Source organism: Nakamurella aerolata (assembly GCF_013002705.1).
Lineage (GTDB): Bacteria > Actinomycetota > Actinomycetes > Mycobacteriales > Nakamurellaceae > Nakamurella > Nakamurella aerolata.
The window spans coordinates 51,873-68,395 of record NZ_JABEND010000003.1; the positions used below are offsets into that span (position 1 = coordinate 51,873).

Annotated in this window: 12 protein-coding genes; 7 read left to right on the plus strand and 5 right to left on the minus strand. The window is 68.7% G+C overall.

Going from position 1 to position 16,523, the window contains the following annotated elements:
• Positions 1–221: 221 nt before the first annotated feature.
• From HKD39_RS06390 to HKD39_RS20355, 5 genes are all read right to left on the minus strand, one after another.
• Positions 222–1,220, minus strand: a complete 999-nt coding sequence (locus tag HKD39_RS06390) for an ABC transporter permease (protein WP_171199054.1) — start codon at positions 1,218–1,220, stop codon at positions 222–224.
• Positions 1,217–3,031: a sugar ABC transporter ATP-binding protein gene (locus HKD39_RS06395; RefSeq protein WP_246232164.1), complete on the minus strand. Its 1,815-nt coding sequence runs from the start codon at positions 3,029–3,031 to the stop codon at positions 1,217–1,219. Before HKD39_RS06395 ends, HKD39_RS06390 begins: the two co-directional genes overlap by 4 nt.
• Complete coding sequence (locus HKD39_RS06400; RefSeq protein ID WP_171199055.1) at positions 3,028–3,483, minus strand: RbsD/FucU domain-containing protein; 456 nt, start codon at positions 3,481–3,483, stop codon at positions 3,028–3,030. The genes HKD39_RS06395 and HKD39_RS06400 overlap by 4 nt, the downstream gene beginning before the upstream one ends.
• Positions 3,484–3,813: 330 nt before the next feature.
• A complete protein-coding gene (locus tag HKD39_RS06405; RefSeq protein WP_212754120.1) occupies positions 3,814–4,872 on the minus strand; it encodes an aldo/keto reductase in 1,059 nt (352 codons plus the stop codon).
• Positions 4,865–6,241: an enolase C-terminal domain-like protein gene (locus tag HKD39_RS20355; protein WP_343074641.1), complete on the minus strand. Its 1,377-nt coding sequence runs from the start codon at positions 6,239–6,241 to the stop codon at positions 4,865–4,867. The genes HKD39_RS06405 and HKD39_RS20355 overlap by 8 nt, the downstream gene beginning before the upstream one ends.
• A gap of 292 nt (positions 6,242–6,533) precedes the next feature.
• Here HKD39_RS20355 and HKD39_RS06415 point away from each other — a divergent pair, with 292 nt between their 5' ends.
• From HKD39_RS06415 to HKD39_RS06445, 7 genes are all read left to right on the plus strand, one after another.
• Positions 6,534–7,325, plus strand: coding sequence for an SDR family NAD(P)-dependent oxidoreductase (locus tag HKD39_RS06415; RefSeq protein WP_343074642.1), 792 nt, complete (start codon positions 6,534–6,536; stop codon positions 7,323–7,325).
• A gap of 275 nt (positions 7,326–7,600) precedes the next feature.
• A complete protein-coding gene (locus tag HKD39_RS06420; RefSeq protein ID WP_171199057.1) occupies positions 7,601–9,271 on the plus strand; it encodes a fucose isomerase in 1,671 nt (556 codons plus the stop codon).
• Between the two features lie 126 nt (positions 9,272–9,397).
• Positions 9,398–9,844: a GNAT family N-acetyltransferase gene (locus HKD39_RS20360; RefSeq protein WP_171199416.1), complete on the plus strand. Its 447-nt coding sequence runs from the start codon at positions 9,398–9,400 to the stop codon at positions 9,842–9,844.
• 24 nt (positions 9,845–9,868) lie between these two features.
• Positions 9,869–11,143, plus strand: a complete 1,275-nt coding sequence (gene sepH / locus HKD39_RS06430) for a septation protein SepH (protein ID WP_171199058.1) — start codon at positions 9,869–9,871, stop codon at positions 11,141–11,143.
• A gap of 208 nt (positions 11,144–11,351) precedes the next feature.
• Positions 11,352–11,714 carry a hypothetical protein gene (locus tag HKD39_RS06435; protein WP_171199059.1) on the plus strand — a complete coding sequence of 121 codons (363 nt, stop codon included), beginning with the start codon at positions 11,352–11,354 and terminating at the stop codon, positions 11,712–11,714.
• Positions 11,715–12,474: 760 nt separating this feature from the next.
• Positions 12,475–14,277 carry an ABC transporter ATP-binding protein gene (locus HKD39_RS06440; RefSeq protein WP_171199417.1) on the plus strand — a complete coding sequence of 601 codons (1,803 nt, stop codon included), beginning with the start codon at positions 12,475–12,477 and terminating at the stop codon, positions 14,275–14,277.
• Complete coding sequence (locus HKD39_RS06445; RefSeq protein WP_171199060.1) at positions 14,274–16,151, plus strand: ABC transporter ATP-binding protein; 1,878 nt, start codon at positions 14,274–14,276, stop codon at positions 16,149–16,151. The genes HKD39_RS06440 and HKD39_RS06445 overlap by 4 nt, the downstream gene beginning before the upstream one ends.
• Positions 16,152–16,523: the final 372 nt, after the last annotated feature.

The following is a 16,523-nucleotide window of genomic DNA, read 5'->3' on the forward strand; positions in this document are numbered from 1 at the left end:
GGCGGCCGCGGTGTTGCCGCCGGCGTCGGCGGTACTGCTCTCGGAGTCGCTGGCCCGGCTGCAGCCGGCCAGCACGAGCACGGCGGCGGTGGCGACCGCGCCGATCTTCACTCGGGGTGAGATGGTGCGCATGAGGGGGAACTCCTTTGTTCTCGGTGCTTTTGACGAGGATGGACGAGGTGCTGCTGGGGGGTCGGGGGTGTGTGCTGCGGTGCGGACGGTCAACCCAACGTGCTGGTCGAGCGCTTGCGGAGCATGTCGATATAGACCGCGATCAAGATGACGACGCCGAGGATCACGTACTGCCACTGCTGCGGGACGCTCATGGTCTGCAGGCCGTTGTTCAGCACGCCGATGATCAAGGCGCCGATCACCGTGCCGACGATGGTGCCGCTGCCGCCGGCCAGCGAGGTTCCGCCGATCACCACCGCGGCGATGGCCTGCAGCTCGTAGCCGGTGCCGGCCGCCGGGCTGGCGCCGAGCCGGGCCGCCGACACGATGCCGGCAAGACCGGTGAACACACCGGCGACGGTGTACACGATGATCTTCCACTTGCGGGTGTTGATGCCAGACAGCGCGGTGGCCGCCTCGTTGCTGCCGATGGCATAGGTGTAACGGCCCAACAGCGTGCGGTTCAACAGGATCCACGCGATGATCGCCGCGCCGATGAACACCAGCACCTGGTTGGGGACCTTGGGAATCAACTCGCCGTTGGCGATGTCCTGGAAGGCCGGCAGCTTGTCGAAGTAGATCGACGCACCGCCGTCGGACAGCACGATCCGCAGGCCCTGACAGATCAGCATCATCGCCAGCGTCGCGATGAACGGCGGCATCCCGAGGATGGAAATGTTGAAGCCGTTGATGAATCCGATCAGCGCACCGGCCAGCAGGGTGAGCAGAATGCCCAGCCACAGCGGCAGGTTCATGCTGATCAGCGTGCGGCCGGCGATCATGCCCATCACGCCCATGCCGAAGCCGACCGAAAGGTCGATGCCGCCGGTGATGATCACGAACGTCCCGCCCAGCGCGAGGATGCCGACCAGCACCACCGACACCAGCACGTTGTTGACAAGATTGTCGTAGCTGAAGAAGTTGTCGGAGACGATCGCGAAGAAGATCACGATGATGATCAGTCCGGCGAACGCGCCGAGTTGCTGCAGGCGCAGCCGCACCGAATCACTCATCCCGCCGCTCGCGACGGGAACCTCTGCGCTGGTCATCGCTGCTGTCCTTTTCTGTCGGTGCTGTCGGTGCTGTCGGAGCTGTCGGTGCTCACGCTGGGGGTGGCTGCGGTGCTGCTGCTGTCGATCGGCGGCGCCGGCCCGTCGGATGAGGCTGTGCCGGTGCCGGCGGTGGGCAGCCCGAGTTCGGCGGCGTCCTGCGGGTTCTCGTCCGGCCGCAGCGTGGCCAGGTGCATCACGCTCTCCGAGTTCGCCTCGCCGGCGCTCAACTCGCCGGTCACCCGGCCCTCGCTCATCACGATCACCCGGTGCGACATGCGAAGCACCTCAGGCAGTTCGGAGGAGATCATGATGATCGACTTGCCGTCCTTGGCCAGCCGGTTTAGCAGCTGATAGATCTCTTCCTTGGCGCCGACGTCGATGCCGCGGGTTGGCTCGTCGAAGATCAGCACGTCGCAGTCCTTGACCAGCCACTTGGCGATCACCACCTTCTGCTGGTTGCCGCCGGAGAGGTTCTGCACAATCTGGTTGACCGACGGGGTTTTCACCCGCAGCGTCTGCACCAACTCCTTGGTGCGGTTGCGCGCCGCGCCGTCAGCGACGAAACCGAACCGGGAGAACTGGTCGCCGAGCGAGCTCAGCGCCACGTTCGAGGTCACGTTCTGGTTCAGCAACAGGCCGTAGTGCTTGCGGTCTTCGGAGAGGTATCCGATGCCCTTCTCGGCGGCCTGCGCCGGGTTCGCCGGGTCGATGCGCTTGCCCCGCAACAGGATGCTGCCCGACGAGCGCTTGTCCGCGCCGACAATGGCCCGTGCCACCTCGGTGCGGCCGGCTCCCATCAGCCCGGCGAAACCGAGGATCTCGCCCTCCCGCAGCTCGAAGCTCACGTTCTTGAGCAGGTCTTTGGTGCTCAATCCGGAGACCTGCAGCACCACATCCCGGTCGCCGCGGACGTTCTCGGGTGCGGCGTCCGAGCGCAGTTCCCGACCGACCATCCGGGAGATGACGTCCTTCATGGTGCTGGTGCGGGTGTCAAGCGTGTCGATGAAAGCCCCGTCGCGAATGACGGTGATGCGCTGCGAGATCGCTTGCAGCTCATCCATTTTGTGTGAGATGTAGATGACCCCGGTGTCCGAGGTGACGTACCGCCGGATCAGCCCGTGCAGAGTGGCCACCTCGGCATCGTTGAGCGCCGCGGTCGGCTCGTCCATGATCAGCACCCTGGCGTCGTAGGACAGTGCCTTGGCGATTTCCACCATCTGCTGTTTGGCGACCGTCAGCGTGCCGACCCTTGCCCGCGGATTCAGCGGCAGCTGCAACCGGTCCAGCAGCTCTCGAGCGCGCCGGTTGAGCGACCTGTCGTTGGTGAAGATCCCCGCCTTGGCCCGTTCCTGACCGATGAAGATGTTCTCGGCGACCGTCAGGTCGGGCATCAGGTTGAACTCCTGATGGATGATCGCGATGCCGAGGTCCTGCGCCTGCTTGGGGCTGCTCACCCGAAACGGCTTGCCGTCCAACGCGAAATGCCCGGCATCGGGCTGGTAGATCCCGGACAGCAGCTTCATCAGGGTGGACTTGCCTGCGCCGTTCTCGCCGACGAGGGCGAGCACCTCGCCGTGCCGCAGGTTGAGGTGCATCCCGGACAGTGCCTTCACGCCGGGGAAGCTCTTGTCCACGCCGGAAACCTCAAGCAGGTACGGCTGTTCCGGTGCACCTGCCGGCCCGCCCTGCGAATCGGGCCCCTGCTCGGACCCTAGCGGATCGGACCCCTGCGGATCGGACCCTTGCGGGTCGGACATTGCCGGCTTGCGCAGGTTGGCGGCGGTCGGGCCGGTACCTGGGGTGCTCATCGGTCCCGCCAGCTCTCGTCCGGCTCGGCAAGGCCCTTGCGTAGCAGCGCGTTTCCGTAGGCCCGCAGTTCGCCGGTGCGCAGGATCAATTGCGCCGCACCGGCTTCGGTGTAGAACGCGGCCCGGTCCAGTTCGAGTACGTCGGGCGCGCCGGCATCCGGCTCCAGGTCGAGGGCCTCGGCCAACTCCCGTTGCACCGGTTGCCTGCGTCCGTCCGCCGACGCCATCAGGGTCAGTCGGGGGGCCGGGTCGGGGCCGGTGTCCAGCGGCAGCACCGCCCGCAGTGCCCTGACCGCCTGCGGTGTCGTCACTCCTGGCAGCTCAACCACCTCGACGCCGAGCCGGGCAGCCGGGAAGTGCGCGTCGGCGATCACCACCATGTCCGAGTGCCCCATGCCGTCGAGCGCGGCCAGTACCCGGCCGGTCAGGATCGACGGAATCCCGTTCAGCACGCCGGATCACCCGGTCCGCGCCGACCGCCGGGACACGGCGCTGCGGCTGCGCTCATCGCTGCTTCAACCTCCCTCGCCGTCCCTGTGCGGGGATCGGCAACTCTGCCTGTCGTCCGGTACTGCCTGTCGTTCAGTGCTGCCTGTCGTCCGGTGCTGCTCGGAGCCCGGTACTGCCGGTGCTGCCTGCGGTTCGCCCGCCGGCGGCGCGGACCGCTGCCACCGACCGGAGGTCGTACCCCGCTCGGTGCTGTCCGTGCTACACCCGATCGGCCGCCGCTGTCGCGGTGTGTCGGCAGTGCGGCGCGTGTTGTTGCCAGTTCGTCATCTTCGTCAGCTCGCTCCGGCCAGGAACCGCTCGGCCGCCGGTTGCCCGAGCGGAACCAACAACTTCCGTTCGGCGGCGGATCGCCACAACGCCGCGGGGATCGGCAGCCGCATCCAGGCGGCCGTCTGCGCGATCTGCTCCGGACGGCCGGCGCCCGCCACCACGCTGCCGACGCCGCCGGGGAGCTGGCCGCCGCGGCGGTTCAACAGCGAGAACTGCAGTGCGGCAGCGGGTAGCGGTACGCCGAAGCTCTCGCAGAGCCGGGCCCATTCGCCGTGCCGGCGCCGGATTTCGTCCGGCACCGGGCCGTATTCGTAGCGCGTATCTGGTGCCAGTCGTGCGCTGGCCAGCACCCCGGAGTTGAACACCGACGCACCCACAAGGCCGATGTTGTTGGCCACGCAGCGGGGCAGCACGGTGCTGGCGGCGCTCTGGTCGACCAGGGTGTACCGGCCGGCGACCATCAGCAGGTCCAGCTCGGCGCGGGTCGCGGCGGCGGCCAGCGCCGGCGTCGACATGCTGCCGACGCCGATGGCGTTCACCAGGCCTTCCTCCCGCAGTGCCGCGGCCCCCTCGATGCCGGTGTCGAGCGCGGCGTCAAGGCCGGCGTCGCTGCGCTCCGGGTCGTGCAGGTAGATGATGTCGACCCGGTCCAATCCCATGCGCCGCAACGACTCTTCGACACTGCGCCGGATGCCGCGGACGCTGAAGTCCCAGTGCCGCTTGCGTACCGCCGGCACATGGAAGTCGTTGGCCAGATCCAGCTCGTCAGCGCCCGTGGGGTTGTCGACGAGCAGTCGCCCCACCTTGGTGGAGACCACGAATTCGGCCCGCGGTTTGCCGGAAAGAAATCGGCCGAGCCGCCGTTCGGACAGGCCGAGACCGTAGTGCGGCGCGGTGTCGAAGTAGCGGATGCCGCTGTCCCATGCGGTCTGCAGAATTTGCTCGGCCTCGGCGTCGGACAACGCCCGGAACAGGTTGCCGACATTCGCCGCGCCGTAACCGAGTTCCGGCAAGCGCAGCCGCCGGGCGGCCGGCCCCGAGGGCGCCGCCCCCTCAGCCACGGCCACTCCAGCGGTACCGCTCAAGTGACGCCGGCAGCATCTCGGTGCCGGCCCCGGGCGCCAGCGGCGCGACGTAGTTGCCCTGCCGCAGCTCCACCGGGGTGACGAAGTGCTCGTGCAGGTGATCGACGTACTCGATGACGCGGCCGTCGACGGTGCCGGACACCGCGACGTAGTCGAACATCGACAGGTGCTGCACCGCCTCGCAGAGGCCGACCCCGCCGGCGTGCGGGCAGACCGGGACGTCGAACTGGGCCGCCAGCAACAGCATTGCCAGGTTCTCGTTGACGCCGGCCACCCTGGTGGCGTCGATCTGCGCGACCTGCAGCGCACCGGCCTGCAGGAACTGCTTGAACATCACCCGGTTTGCCATGTGCTCACCGGTCGCCACCCGGATCGGGGCCACTCCCCTGGCAATCTCGGCGTGCGCCAGCAGATCGTCCGGATTGGTCGGTTCTTCGATCCACACCGGATCGAACTCGGCCAGCTGCCGCACCCACTCGATCGCCTCGGCGGTCTCCCAGCGCTGGTTGGCGTCGGTGGCGATGCGGATCTCAGTGCCGACCACCTCGCGGGCGATGGCCATGCGGCGGCGGTCGTCGGCGACGTTGCCGCCAACCTTGAGCTTGATCTGCGCGAAACCCTGCTGCACCGCTTCGGCGCACAGCCGGGCCAGCTTCTCGTCGGAGTAGCCGAGCCAACCCGGCGTAGTGGTGTATGCCGGATATCCGTTGCGCCGCAACGCTTCGATCCGCTCACCGCGGCTGTCCTCCCACCTGCGCAGCCGGCTCAGCGCCTGCTCGGGGGTGAGCACGTCGGTCAGGTACCGGAAGTCGACGAGGTCGACAAGGGCTTCGGACGGCATCTCGGACAGCAAGAGCCACAACGGCTTTCCCGCCAGCTTGGCCTTCAGGTCCCACATGGCGTTGACCACGGCCCCGATCGCCATCTGCATGACGCCCTTCTCCGGGCCCAGCCACCGCAGCTGCGAATCGTGCACCAGCTCGCGCCAGAGGCCGCCCAGATCGTCCAGCACGGCCCGCACCGGGCGGCCGATCAGCCGTTCGGCGACCGACGCCACCGCCGCCAGCTGGATGTCGTTGCCGCGGCCGATGGTGAACACGAAGGCGTGTCCGGACGGCAGGTCGCCGTCCGGTGCCGCCGGGTGGTCACCCTGCCGCTGAACACCCTGCTCCTGAACACCATGATCCTGAACCCCGCGACCTTGAACACCGCGACCTTGAACACCCAGATCGACCCGCAGGTAGGCCGCGGAATAGTCGGGGTCCGGGTTCATCGCATCGGAGCCGTCGAGGAACTGCGAGGTCGGGAAGCGCACGTCCACCGTGTCGATGCCGCTGATCACCACCCCGTCGAGAGAGCTGGCGTTGGACGGGAAGCTGGCAGCGGTACCGTCGGCGGCGCTGTCGACGGGGGCGGGCCCGGCGGTGCGCGGGCCGGCACTCAGACGTGTGTACACCGGCACAGACTAGACATCGGATGTTTGCCGCGTCAACGCTATGCTGCGACAAGATCGGCGGCCGCAGTCCGCGGATCGATCCGATGACCAGCGCGCCGGTCCGCGCACCACTCGAGATCCGCGCACCACCCAAGGCCGCGCACCAGCGCACCACCCAAGGAGAACCCCCGCCGTGAGCAAGGTGAGCACAGTCAGCAACGAATCCAGTCCCACCCCGGCGGGCGGCGAGTTCGACTCGCTGGTCGCGATCGTCACCGGCGGCGCCTCCGGCATCGGCGCGGCGATCACCCGCCGCCTACAGGCCGGCGGTGCCAGGGTGGCCGTGCTGGACCGGGACCCGGCCGCCGCGCCCGACGGCTCGCTGCCGATCGCCTGCGACGTCACCGACGACGCATCGGTGCGCGCGGCCGTCGAGCGGACCGTCACCGAACTCGGTCGGCTGGACATCGTGATCAACAACGCGGGCATCGGCGCGCAGGGCACGGTGGCCGACAACGACGACGAGCAGTGGCACCAGGTGTGGGACGTGAATGTGGTCGGCATGGTCAGGGTGGCCAGGGCCGCGCTGCCCCACCTGCGGGAATCGCCGGTGGCGGCGATCGTCAACACCTCGTCGATCGCCGCCACCGCCGGGCTGCCGCAGCGGGCGCTGTACAGCGCCACCAAGGGCGCGGTGCTGTCGCTGACCAAGGCCATGGCGGCCGATCACCTGCCGGAAGGCATCAGGGTCAACGCGGTGAACCCCGGCACCGCCGACACCCCGTGGATCGGCCGGCTGCTGGACAGCGCGCCGGATCCGGCGGCCGAGCGGGCCGCGCTCAATGCGCGCCAGCCGCACGGGCGGCTGGTCGCGGCGGACGAGGTCGCCGGCGCCGTCGCCTACCTGGCCTCGCCGGCGTCCGGATCGACCACCGGCGTCGGGCTGGCGGTGGACGGCGGCATGCAGGAACTGCGGCTGCGCCCGCGCGGCTGAACGCGCCCGCCCACTGCTGGTGCCGCCCCGTTGCCCGCACTGCCCGCAATGCTCGCGCGTCGGCAGCGGCGCGCTCGCCCGCTGCTCGCGCGGTGGTTCTACCCGGCCGGCATCAGCGCCGGAGAGCCGCCCGCAACTAGCGCTTGACTGAGTAATCGATTTCCGGCAGTCTTTGTGCGGATTCAAACGATCACCGCCGATTCAACGAGTACCGCCGCGGACCTCGCCGGTTGCTGCCCGGGGAGTCACCGGTGTCGGGCAGAGGAGCCGCCGTCATGACAACTCAGGCCGCAACTGGCTATCAGCTGCCGCAGCCACGCACCTACCCCAAGGCCGAGCCCGGCGCGGTGTACACCGTCGCCAGCGGCGACCTGCGCCTGTCCGCCAACGTCACCTGCTGGCCGACCCAGCAGCAGTTGGAGTCCGATCTCACCGCAGCGGTGGAATCGTTGGGGTACAAGGTGATTCGTGGTCACCAGGTCGATCCCGACACCGGGCACGGGTTCATCGACAGCCAGCGCGCCGGCATCGAGGTGTTCAAGGACATCCCGCCGGACGCGCCGCTGATCGTGGTCGAGGCGGTGTGGCAGTACAGCCACCACGTGCTGGCCGGCCTGAAGAGCCACCGCGGGCCGATCCTGTTGGTGGCCAATTGGTCCGGTGAGTTTCCAGGACTGGTCGGCCTGCTCGGGCTCGCCGGATCGCTGACCAAGGCCGGCGTCAACTACTCGGCGCTGTGGAGCAAGGACTTCACCGACCAGTGGGCGAAGGACAAGCTGGCCGAGTGGCTGCAGACCGGCAGCGTCACCCACGACACCAGCCACGTCCGCGCCCTGCCGGAGCTGCCGGACACTCCCGAGGTCGAACTCGGCAAAGCTCTTGCGGCGCAACTGCAGCAGGACAAGGCCATCATCGGCGTCTTCGACGAGGGCTGCATGGGGATGTACAACGCCATCGTCGACGACGAACTGCTCAACCCGCTCGGCATCTTCAAGGAGCGGCTCAGCCAATCGGCGCTGGTTGCCGAGATGAACCGGGTGCCGGACGAAGAGGCCAAGGACGTGCGCGCCTGGCTGGACGAGCGCGGCATGGACTTCCGCACCGGCACCGACGAGGCGACCGAGCTCACCGACGAGCAGCTGCACAGCCAGTTCAAGATGTACATTGCCGCGCTACGCATCGCCGAGGATTTCGGGTTGGACGCGGTCGGTATCCAGTATCAGCAGGGGCTCAAGGACACCGTGCCGGCATCGGATCTGGCCGAGGGTCTGCTGAACAACGTCGAGCGCCCGCCGGTACGTTCCCGCGACGGCAGCCGCGAGCTGTACGCCGGGGCGCCGCTGCCGCACTTCAACGAGGTGGACGAGGGCGTTGCGGTGGATTCCCTTGTCACCAACCGGACCTGGACGGCGATGGGGCTTGACCCGGCGACCACCCTGCACGACATCCGTTGGGGCGAAAGCTATCCGGTGGACGGGGTTGACAAGCCGGAGAGCTTCGTCTGGGTCTTCGAGATCTCCGGGTCGGTGCCGGCCAGCCACAACGGCGGGTACCACAAGAGCTACTCGATGCGGCAGCCGCCGATGTTCTTCCCGCTGGGCGGCGGCACCCTGTCCGGCGTGTCCAAGCCGGGCGAGATCGTCTGGTCGCGGGTGTACATCGAGAACGGTGAGCTGAACGTCGATCTCGGCCGCGGCACCGTCGTCGAGTTGCCCGAGGAAGAGACCCGACGGCGGCTGGACGCCACCAACCCGGAGTGGCCGATCATGCATGCGGTGCTGCACGGCGTCGACCGCGACCAGCTGATGGCGCGGCACAAGGCCAACCATGCGAACGTCGCCTACGCCCCCGACGCCGACACCGCCGACAAGGCCCTGGCCGCCAAGGCCGCCATGTTCGACGCCCTCGGCGTCAAGGTGCACCTGGCCGGCGAGGTCAATCTCTAGCGGACAACAGCGGGCAACACTGTCCGTCATGGTGAGCGTGGCGGACTGCGAACGAGTCCAGGACGCACTGGTTCTCGCTCCGGGCCGGCCAGTTCGGTGGCCGGTGTGGAGTGACGGGCCGTTGCGCTGGGTCGACGGGCCGGACGGGCTGAACCTGATGTTCCCGCCCGGGTTGTCCGCCAGGGCGCTCGCCGGCGTGGGCTCGCCGGCATCTTCGACAGGGCGGTGTGGCCGCCGTTCCGGCGGCAGGGGCTCGGCACCGCCCTGCTGAGTGCGGTGTGCCGGGCCGCCATGCAGGCCGGCGCCACCCGTGCTGTGCTCAATGCCACACCCGACGGCAAGCTGCTCTACAGCAGCTGCGGGTTCACCCAGATCGGCGTCGGCGACACCTGGTGGTGGCCAGCCGCAGCCGAACTCACCAGGCTGACGCCCGGACCGGCCACCGGTAGCCGGGTTGGCCACCGATCGCCGTCCGGTCTTGATTGCCGGCTGGTCTTGATTGCCGGTCTGTCGCGCCCGGCCGCGGCGCGCCTGGACGGCTCGATCCTGCGCTCTCGATACGGTGATCGGTAAGCCTTTCTGGGAGGAGCCCGCCGCATGCGCGCATTGGAAGTTCTCGGGCTGGACGCCGACGGCGTTCACCTGCTCTGTCAGGATCCGAGTTCCGGCGAGGAGTTCTCGCTGCCCTGCGACGAGCGGCTGCGCGCCGCGGTGCGTGGTGATCTGTCGCGGTTGGGTCAGCTGCAGATCGAAATGGAATCGCAGTTGCGCCCCAAGGAGATTCAGGCCCGGATCCGCGCCGGCGCCACCGTCGAGGAGGTGGCCGCGGCCGCCGGGACGTCGCCGTCACGGATCGATCGGTTCGCCTACCCGGTGCTGATGGAACGGTCCACCATGGCCGAGCGCGCGCAGGTCGCCCGGCCGGTCGGAGCGGCCGGCCCGGCTGCGCATTCCATCGCGGAGATCGTCGCCGACACCCTGGCGACCAGGGGCATTCCCGCCGAGCCGCAGTGGGACGCCTACAAGGACAGCCGCGGCTGGGTGCTGGTGGTGAGTTGGCAGGCCGGCCGCAGCGAGAACACCGCGCGGTTCGACCTGCACCTTGGCAGCAACGGCGGCACCGTCGTCCCCCGCGACGACGCCGCCGGCGACCTGCTCGACCCGGCGCCGAAGCCGCTGCGGCTCTCCAGCGTTGCGCAGCTCACCGAGCGCCCGGCGCCCAAGGCCGGCAAGCGGGCGATGGCCTCGCTGCTGGAGCAGCCCGCCGCTGTCCCCACTGCGCCCGCCCAGGACGCCGCGCGCCCCGAGCCGGCGGTGCCGACCGGCCGCGCCGAGCGCCGGCCGGTGCGCACGCCCGAGCCGGCCAAGCCGGAAACCGCGACGGTTCCGAGCGGCAACGCAGATTCCGGCAACGCCGACTCCGCCAAGGCCGGGTCTGCTGCCAAGGCCAACTCCGGTCACCAGGCCGACGCAGCATCGTCGGAGGCCGCGAGGTCAGAGCCTGTGCCGGAACCCGCGGTGACGGAACGAGTGGCGCCGGAACGAGTGGCGTCGGCGCCAGTAGCAACGGAGCCAGCGGCAACGCCGCAGCGTCCGGTCGACCGCCGGGCCGAGCAAGCAGTCCGCGCCGAGGTGTCGCACCCGAAGCCGGCGCCGCGCGAGCCGGAGGACGTGGTCGCCGACACCGTGCAGGACGACCGCTCCGCGGCCGCCGGGGTCGAAGAACAGCCAGAGCCGATGCAGGCGCAGGCGCAGGCGCACACCGGCACCGACGGCGCGCCGACACGCCATGGCGGCCGCAAGTCCGGTCGTTCCAAGCCCGCCATGCCCAGCTGGGACGACGTGCTGCTCGGCGGATCCAAGCGCCGCTGATCTTCCCTGCTGCTGCCCCGCGGTTCGACTGCCCCACGGTTCCGCGGTTCGGCTGTCCGGCTTGTCGGTGCACGATTCATCACCTGCTGCAACAGTGGCCGATGTCCGGGCCGCAGGGCCGCTATCGCGCCACTGACGCAGCAGGTGATGAATCCGGCTCGCAGGAAATGCAGCTGACCCCGGATCCCGTTCGTGCTTGGCTGGGCGCATGATTCCGCAGGACTGGATCGCGCACCGGCGCGGCCGCGACAAAGAGGTGCTCGGCTACCTACGACCCGTCGGCGACAGGTTCGAGCCGATGGACCTCTTCGGACGCGCCCTGAGCGAGCCGACCGAGTACGACGACGCGGAATCGCTGCTGGAAGAACGCGGGCTCGCCTACCTGGCCGAGCCGTGGCTGCTGATCGGTAGCGACGGTTCCCGGCGCCGGGTCAGGATCATCGAGGTCAGCGCCGACGAGGTCGTGGTGGGCAACTACGAGTTCGGCAAGGTCGTCGGCTACGACGGCAACATCGGCGACCAGGACCGCCTCCCGGTCCCGGTCCCCGCCGACCGGCTGCTGCCCGACTGACCCGAACTCCGCCAGCGACGATCCGGCACCACCGCCCTTCCCGCACCGGCTGCACCAACAAGGATTCAGCACCACTGCCAATCCCGGACCGATCTGCGCTCTCCACCGACGCTTTCCGCCCGGGACTGTCGGTGGTGCTGAATTCCGACTCTCGCAAGCAGCCGCAAACCACTTCGCTCACACCGGGCGGCGTCCGCCGAGCAGAGCCGGGCGCAGGGCGTGCAGGATCCGCCGCACTCTGCAGCGCCAGCTGACCGAGGGAGCGGAGCGACCTCGGTCAGCCAGCGAAGCCTAGGCGGATCCCTCACGCCCGGAGACCGGCGGCGACGTTGACTTCAAGTCCGGTTGAGCTTCTAGCCTCAACCTAGGAGGGGGTCAACACCCGGAGACGGACGTCGACCACAACAACTAACGCCGAGCAGAAGGCCGAGCAGGACCCCAAGCAGAAAAGGATTTCCGGTTGTCGGTGGCCCGCTCTAACCTTGACCGGGCCACCCGCACCGGGCGCACGCTGTCCGGCAGCCAGCAGCCGGCAGCCGGCAGCCGGCAGCCCACCACCCTCGAGCATCAGCAACGTCAGCACACGACACCAGGAACGTCAGGCACCATCGTGAGTATCTCTTCGACCGCCCCAGCGGCTGATGCGACGAACCAGAAATCACCGGACACCCCCGTCATTTCCGGGCCGCTCGACGAGAAGGACCGACCGCACCGCTCGGTGCTGAGTTCGCTCGGCCGGCTGTGGCCGTACGTCAAGCCGATGTTCCCGCGGCTGATTCTGTCGTGTCTGCTGGCCGGCGGCGCCTCGCTGTTCGGTCTGCTGTTCCCGATGGCGATCCGGGCGATCATCGACGGCCCGATCGCACATCGGGACATGTCGGCGATCTGGTGGCCGGCCACCCTGCTGCTCGTCCTGGGCGTCGGCGAAGCCGTGTTGTTCTTCCTGCGCCGCATCGTCATCAACACCCCTGCGGTGCGGTTCGAGCAGCGGATGCGCGACGACCTGTACGAGAAGCTGCAGCGGCTGCCGGTGGCCTTCCACGACCTGTGGCCGGCCGGACAGTTGATCTCGCGGTCGGCGTCGGACCTCGGCATCATCCGGCGGTTCGTGGCCTTCGGCGGGGTCTTCCTCGTGGTCAACATCGCGACGTTCGTGGTCGGCGTCGTGCTGCTGCTCGGCATTTCCTGGCAGCTGGGGCTGATCGTCGCGGGGCTGAGCATCCCGCTGATCATTCTTTGCCAGGTCTTCGAGCGGCAGTACAAAGATCTGGCGCGGCTGTCGCAGGACCAGGCCGGCGACCTCACCACAACGGTCGAGGAGTCGGTGCTCGGCATCAGGATCATCAAGGCGTTCGGCCGCAGCGCGCACATCGGCCGGCGGTTTGTCGATCAGGCGCTGCAGCTGCGCAAGACCGAGCTGGACAAGGCCAGGGTGGTCTCGTACCTGTGGGCCGTCGTGGTGATTCTGCCGGAGCTGGCACTCGGCATCTGCCTGTGGCTCGGCATCGAGCGGGTCGCGGACGGCGCGATGACCCCGGGCGACATTGTCGCGTTCTTCGCCATCGCGATGGGCATGCGCTGGCCGATCGAATCCATTGGTTGGCTACTCACCGAGGCCAACAACACCGCCGCCGCCAGCGATCGTTACTTCGAGGTGCTGGACGCGCCGGTCACCATCGCCAGCCCCGACCGCCCGGAGCGGGCGCCGGGCCGCGCCGGCCGGCTCACCTTCAACGACGTCTCCTACTCCTTCGCCGACGCGAAGCCGGGCACCCCGCCGCTGCTCGACCACGTCGATCTCGACATCCAGCCGGGCGAGACCATCGCCGTCGTCGGCGCCACCGGGTCGGGCAAGAGCACGCTGACCGCGCTGGTCAGCCGGCTGTACGACGTCACCGGCGGGTCGATCACGCTGGACGGCGTCGACCTGCGCGAGTTCGAGCTTGCCGACCTGCGGCAGCGGGTCGCGATGGCGTTCGAAGAGCCGATCCTGTTCTCGGCCTCGGTCCGCGAGAACGTCCTGCTGGGCATGGAGGGCGGGACGGATGCCGATGTGCAGCAAGCACTTTCGGTCGCCCAGGCCGACTTTGTGCTCGACCTGCCGTGGGGCCTCGACACCCGCATCGGTGAGCAGGGCATGAGCCTGTCCGGCGGCCAGCGGCAGCGGTTGGCGCTGGCCAGGGCGGTCGTCGGGCGGCCGTCGGTGCTGGTGCTGGACGACCCGCTGTCCGCGCTGGACATCCACACCGAGGCGCAGGTGGAGGCCGCGCTGCGGTCGGTGCTCGGCTCCACCACCGCGCTGGTGATCGCCCACCGGGCGTCAACGGTGATGCTGGCCGACCGGGTGGCGCTGCTGTCCGGCGGCCGCATCACGGCGGTCGGCACCCACTCCGAGCTGATGGCCAGCAACCCCGACTACCGCCACCTGCTGGCGTCCGACACACCGGACGGCACCCACCCCGACCGCGCCGGCAGCAACCACCGCACCGACAGCACCGCCAGCGCCGACACCAGCAGCACCAGCCACCGCACCGCGACCAGCCAGGAGGGAGCCGAGCGATGAGCGTCCAGGCCACCACCCCGGGCCCAGACCAGGTCCCCGAGTCCGATACCGCGCTGGAACCCAAGGTCGAGTCCTGGCGCGGCGTCGCCGCCGAAGACCAGGAGGTCTCCGTCGCCACCGGTGTGCACCTGCAGGCCCGGTCCCGGCGACTGCTGGCAGACCTGTTGCGCCCGTACAAGTTCCGGATGTTCGTGCTGCTGCTGGTCACCGCGGTGACGCAGGGCAGCTACCTGGCCGGGCCGCTGATTGTCGCCTACGGCATCGACACCGCCATCCCTGCGCTGATTCGGGGGGACGGCGGGCCGCTGGTGCTGACCACCATCGCCTACCTCGGCGCCGGGGTGATCAACGCCCTCACCAGGGCGCTGTTCACCCGCTTGACGGCGACACTGAGCCAGCTGGTGCTGCTGGAACTGCGGCAGCGCACGTTCCGTCATGCCCAGCGGTTGTCGGTCGACTTCCACGAGAAGTACACCTCGGGCAAGGTAATTTCCCGGCTCTCCTCCGACGTTGAGACGCTGCGCGATCTGGCCGCAGAGGGCCTCGACAACCTGGCCAACTCGGTACTGAGCGTCCTTGTCGTCTCGGTGACCCTGGTCGTCTACGACTGGAAGCTGGGGCTGGTGGCGCTGGCGGCGTTCATCCCGATCGCCTTCCTGACCCGTTGGTACCAGCGGGCATCGCAGAAGATCTACCGGCGTACCCGCACCGCCATCGCCGCCACCATCACCCAGTTCGCCGAGACCATGAACGGGATGCGGGCGGTGCAGGCGTTCCGCCGCGAGTCGAAGAACAAGCAGATCTTCGGTTCGCTGAACAAGGAGTACTCGGACGCCACCCGCGACTCCATGTTCGTGCTGGCGATCTTCACCCCGGCGCTGCGGCTGATCGGCAACATCAGCCTTGCCGTGGTGATGGTGCTCGGCGCGATGCGCGTCATCGACGGCACCTTCGAGATCGGCGCCCTCGCTGCGTTCGCGCTGTACGTCCGGCGGATGTACGACCCGCTGGAGGAACTGGCGTACTTCTACAACGGCCTGCAGTCGGCAACGGCTGCATTGGAAAAGATTTCCGGCCTGCTGGAAGAGCAGCCGAGCGTCCCGGAACCGGCCAAGCCGACCGCGCTGCCGGCGAAGGTGCACGGCGACGTCCGCTTCGACGATGTGCAGTTCGCGTACAACGAGCACGCCAAGGTGCTGCCGGACATTCAGCTGGAGATCCCGGCAGGGCAGACCGTGGCCGTCGTCGGCGCCACCGGGGCCGGCAAGTCGACCTTGGCCAAGTTGCTGTCCCGGTTCTACGACCCGACCGAAGGCACCGTCAGCCTGGACGGCATCAGCCTCGATCAGCTGACGGTTCCCGACCTGCGCCGCGGCGTTGTGATGGTGACGCAGGAGTCGTTCCTGTTCAGCGGCTCGGTGGCGGACAACATCGCGCTCGGCAAGCCGGACGCCACCCGCGCCGAGATCGAAGCAGCGGCCGACGCCATCGGTGCCGGAGAGTTCATCCGCTCGCTGCCGGAGGGCTTCGACACCGACGTGCGCAAGCGCGGCGGCCGGCTGTCGGCCGGTCAGCGGCAGCTGGTGGCGTTCGCCAGAGCTTTCCTTGCCGACCCTGCCGTGCTGATCCTGGACGAGGCGACCGCGTCGCTGGACATCCCGTCCGAGCGCGCGGTGCAGCATGCGCTGCAGTCGGTGCTGGCCGGACGTACCGCGGTGATCATCGCGCACCGGCTGTCCACCGTGTTGATCGCCGACCGGGTGCTGGTGATGGAGCACGGCCGCATCGTGGAGGACGGCTCGCCGGACGAGCTGATCGGCGGCAGCGGCCACTTCGCCGGGCTGCACAAGGCGTGGAAGCAGTCGCTGGTCTGACCGACCGGCGGCTGCATTCCGCGCCGCAATTGTCCGGAGCGGCTTTTGCTGCCGGCCCATTGTTCGCGCTTTCCGCGGTGAATCTCGATTAACTGACAAACTCGAACTTTGGCAATACGCAAACCGCGCGGCTCGATTCTTGACCAAATTGTAAGCATTCCGCGCGACCGATCGAATTCTCGTCTCGACCTGGCCTGATCCGCTGTCACACAGCGGTTTCCCAGCTCTGACCGGCGGCGACGGCCCCGTCGCCCTCCCTGCCCCAGCTCTTGACGGCGCCGGTGAAAACCGCGACTATGCAGCCGGTCCACAGTCCGAACTCAGACGATTGGGTGTGAAATGAAGCTGTTGGCGCGCAGTTCACCTGTTCGT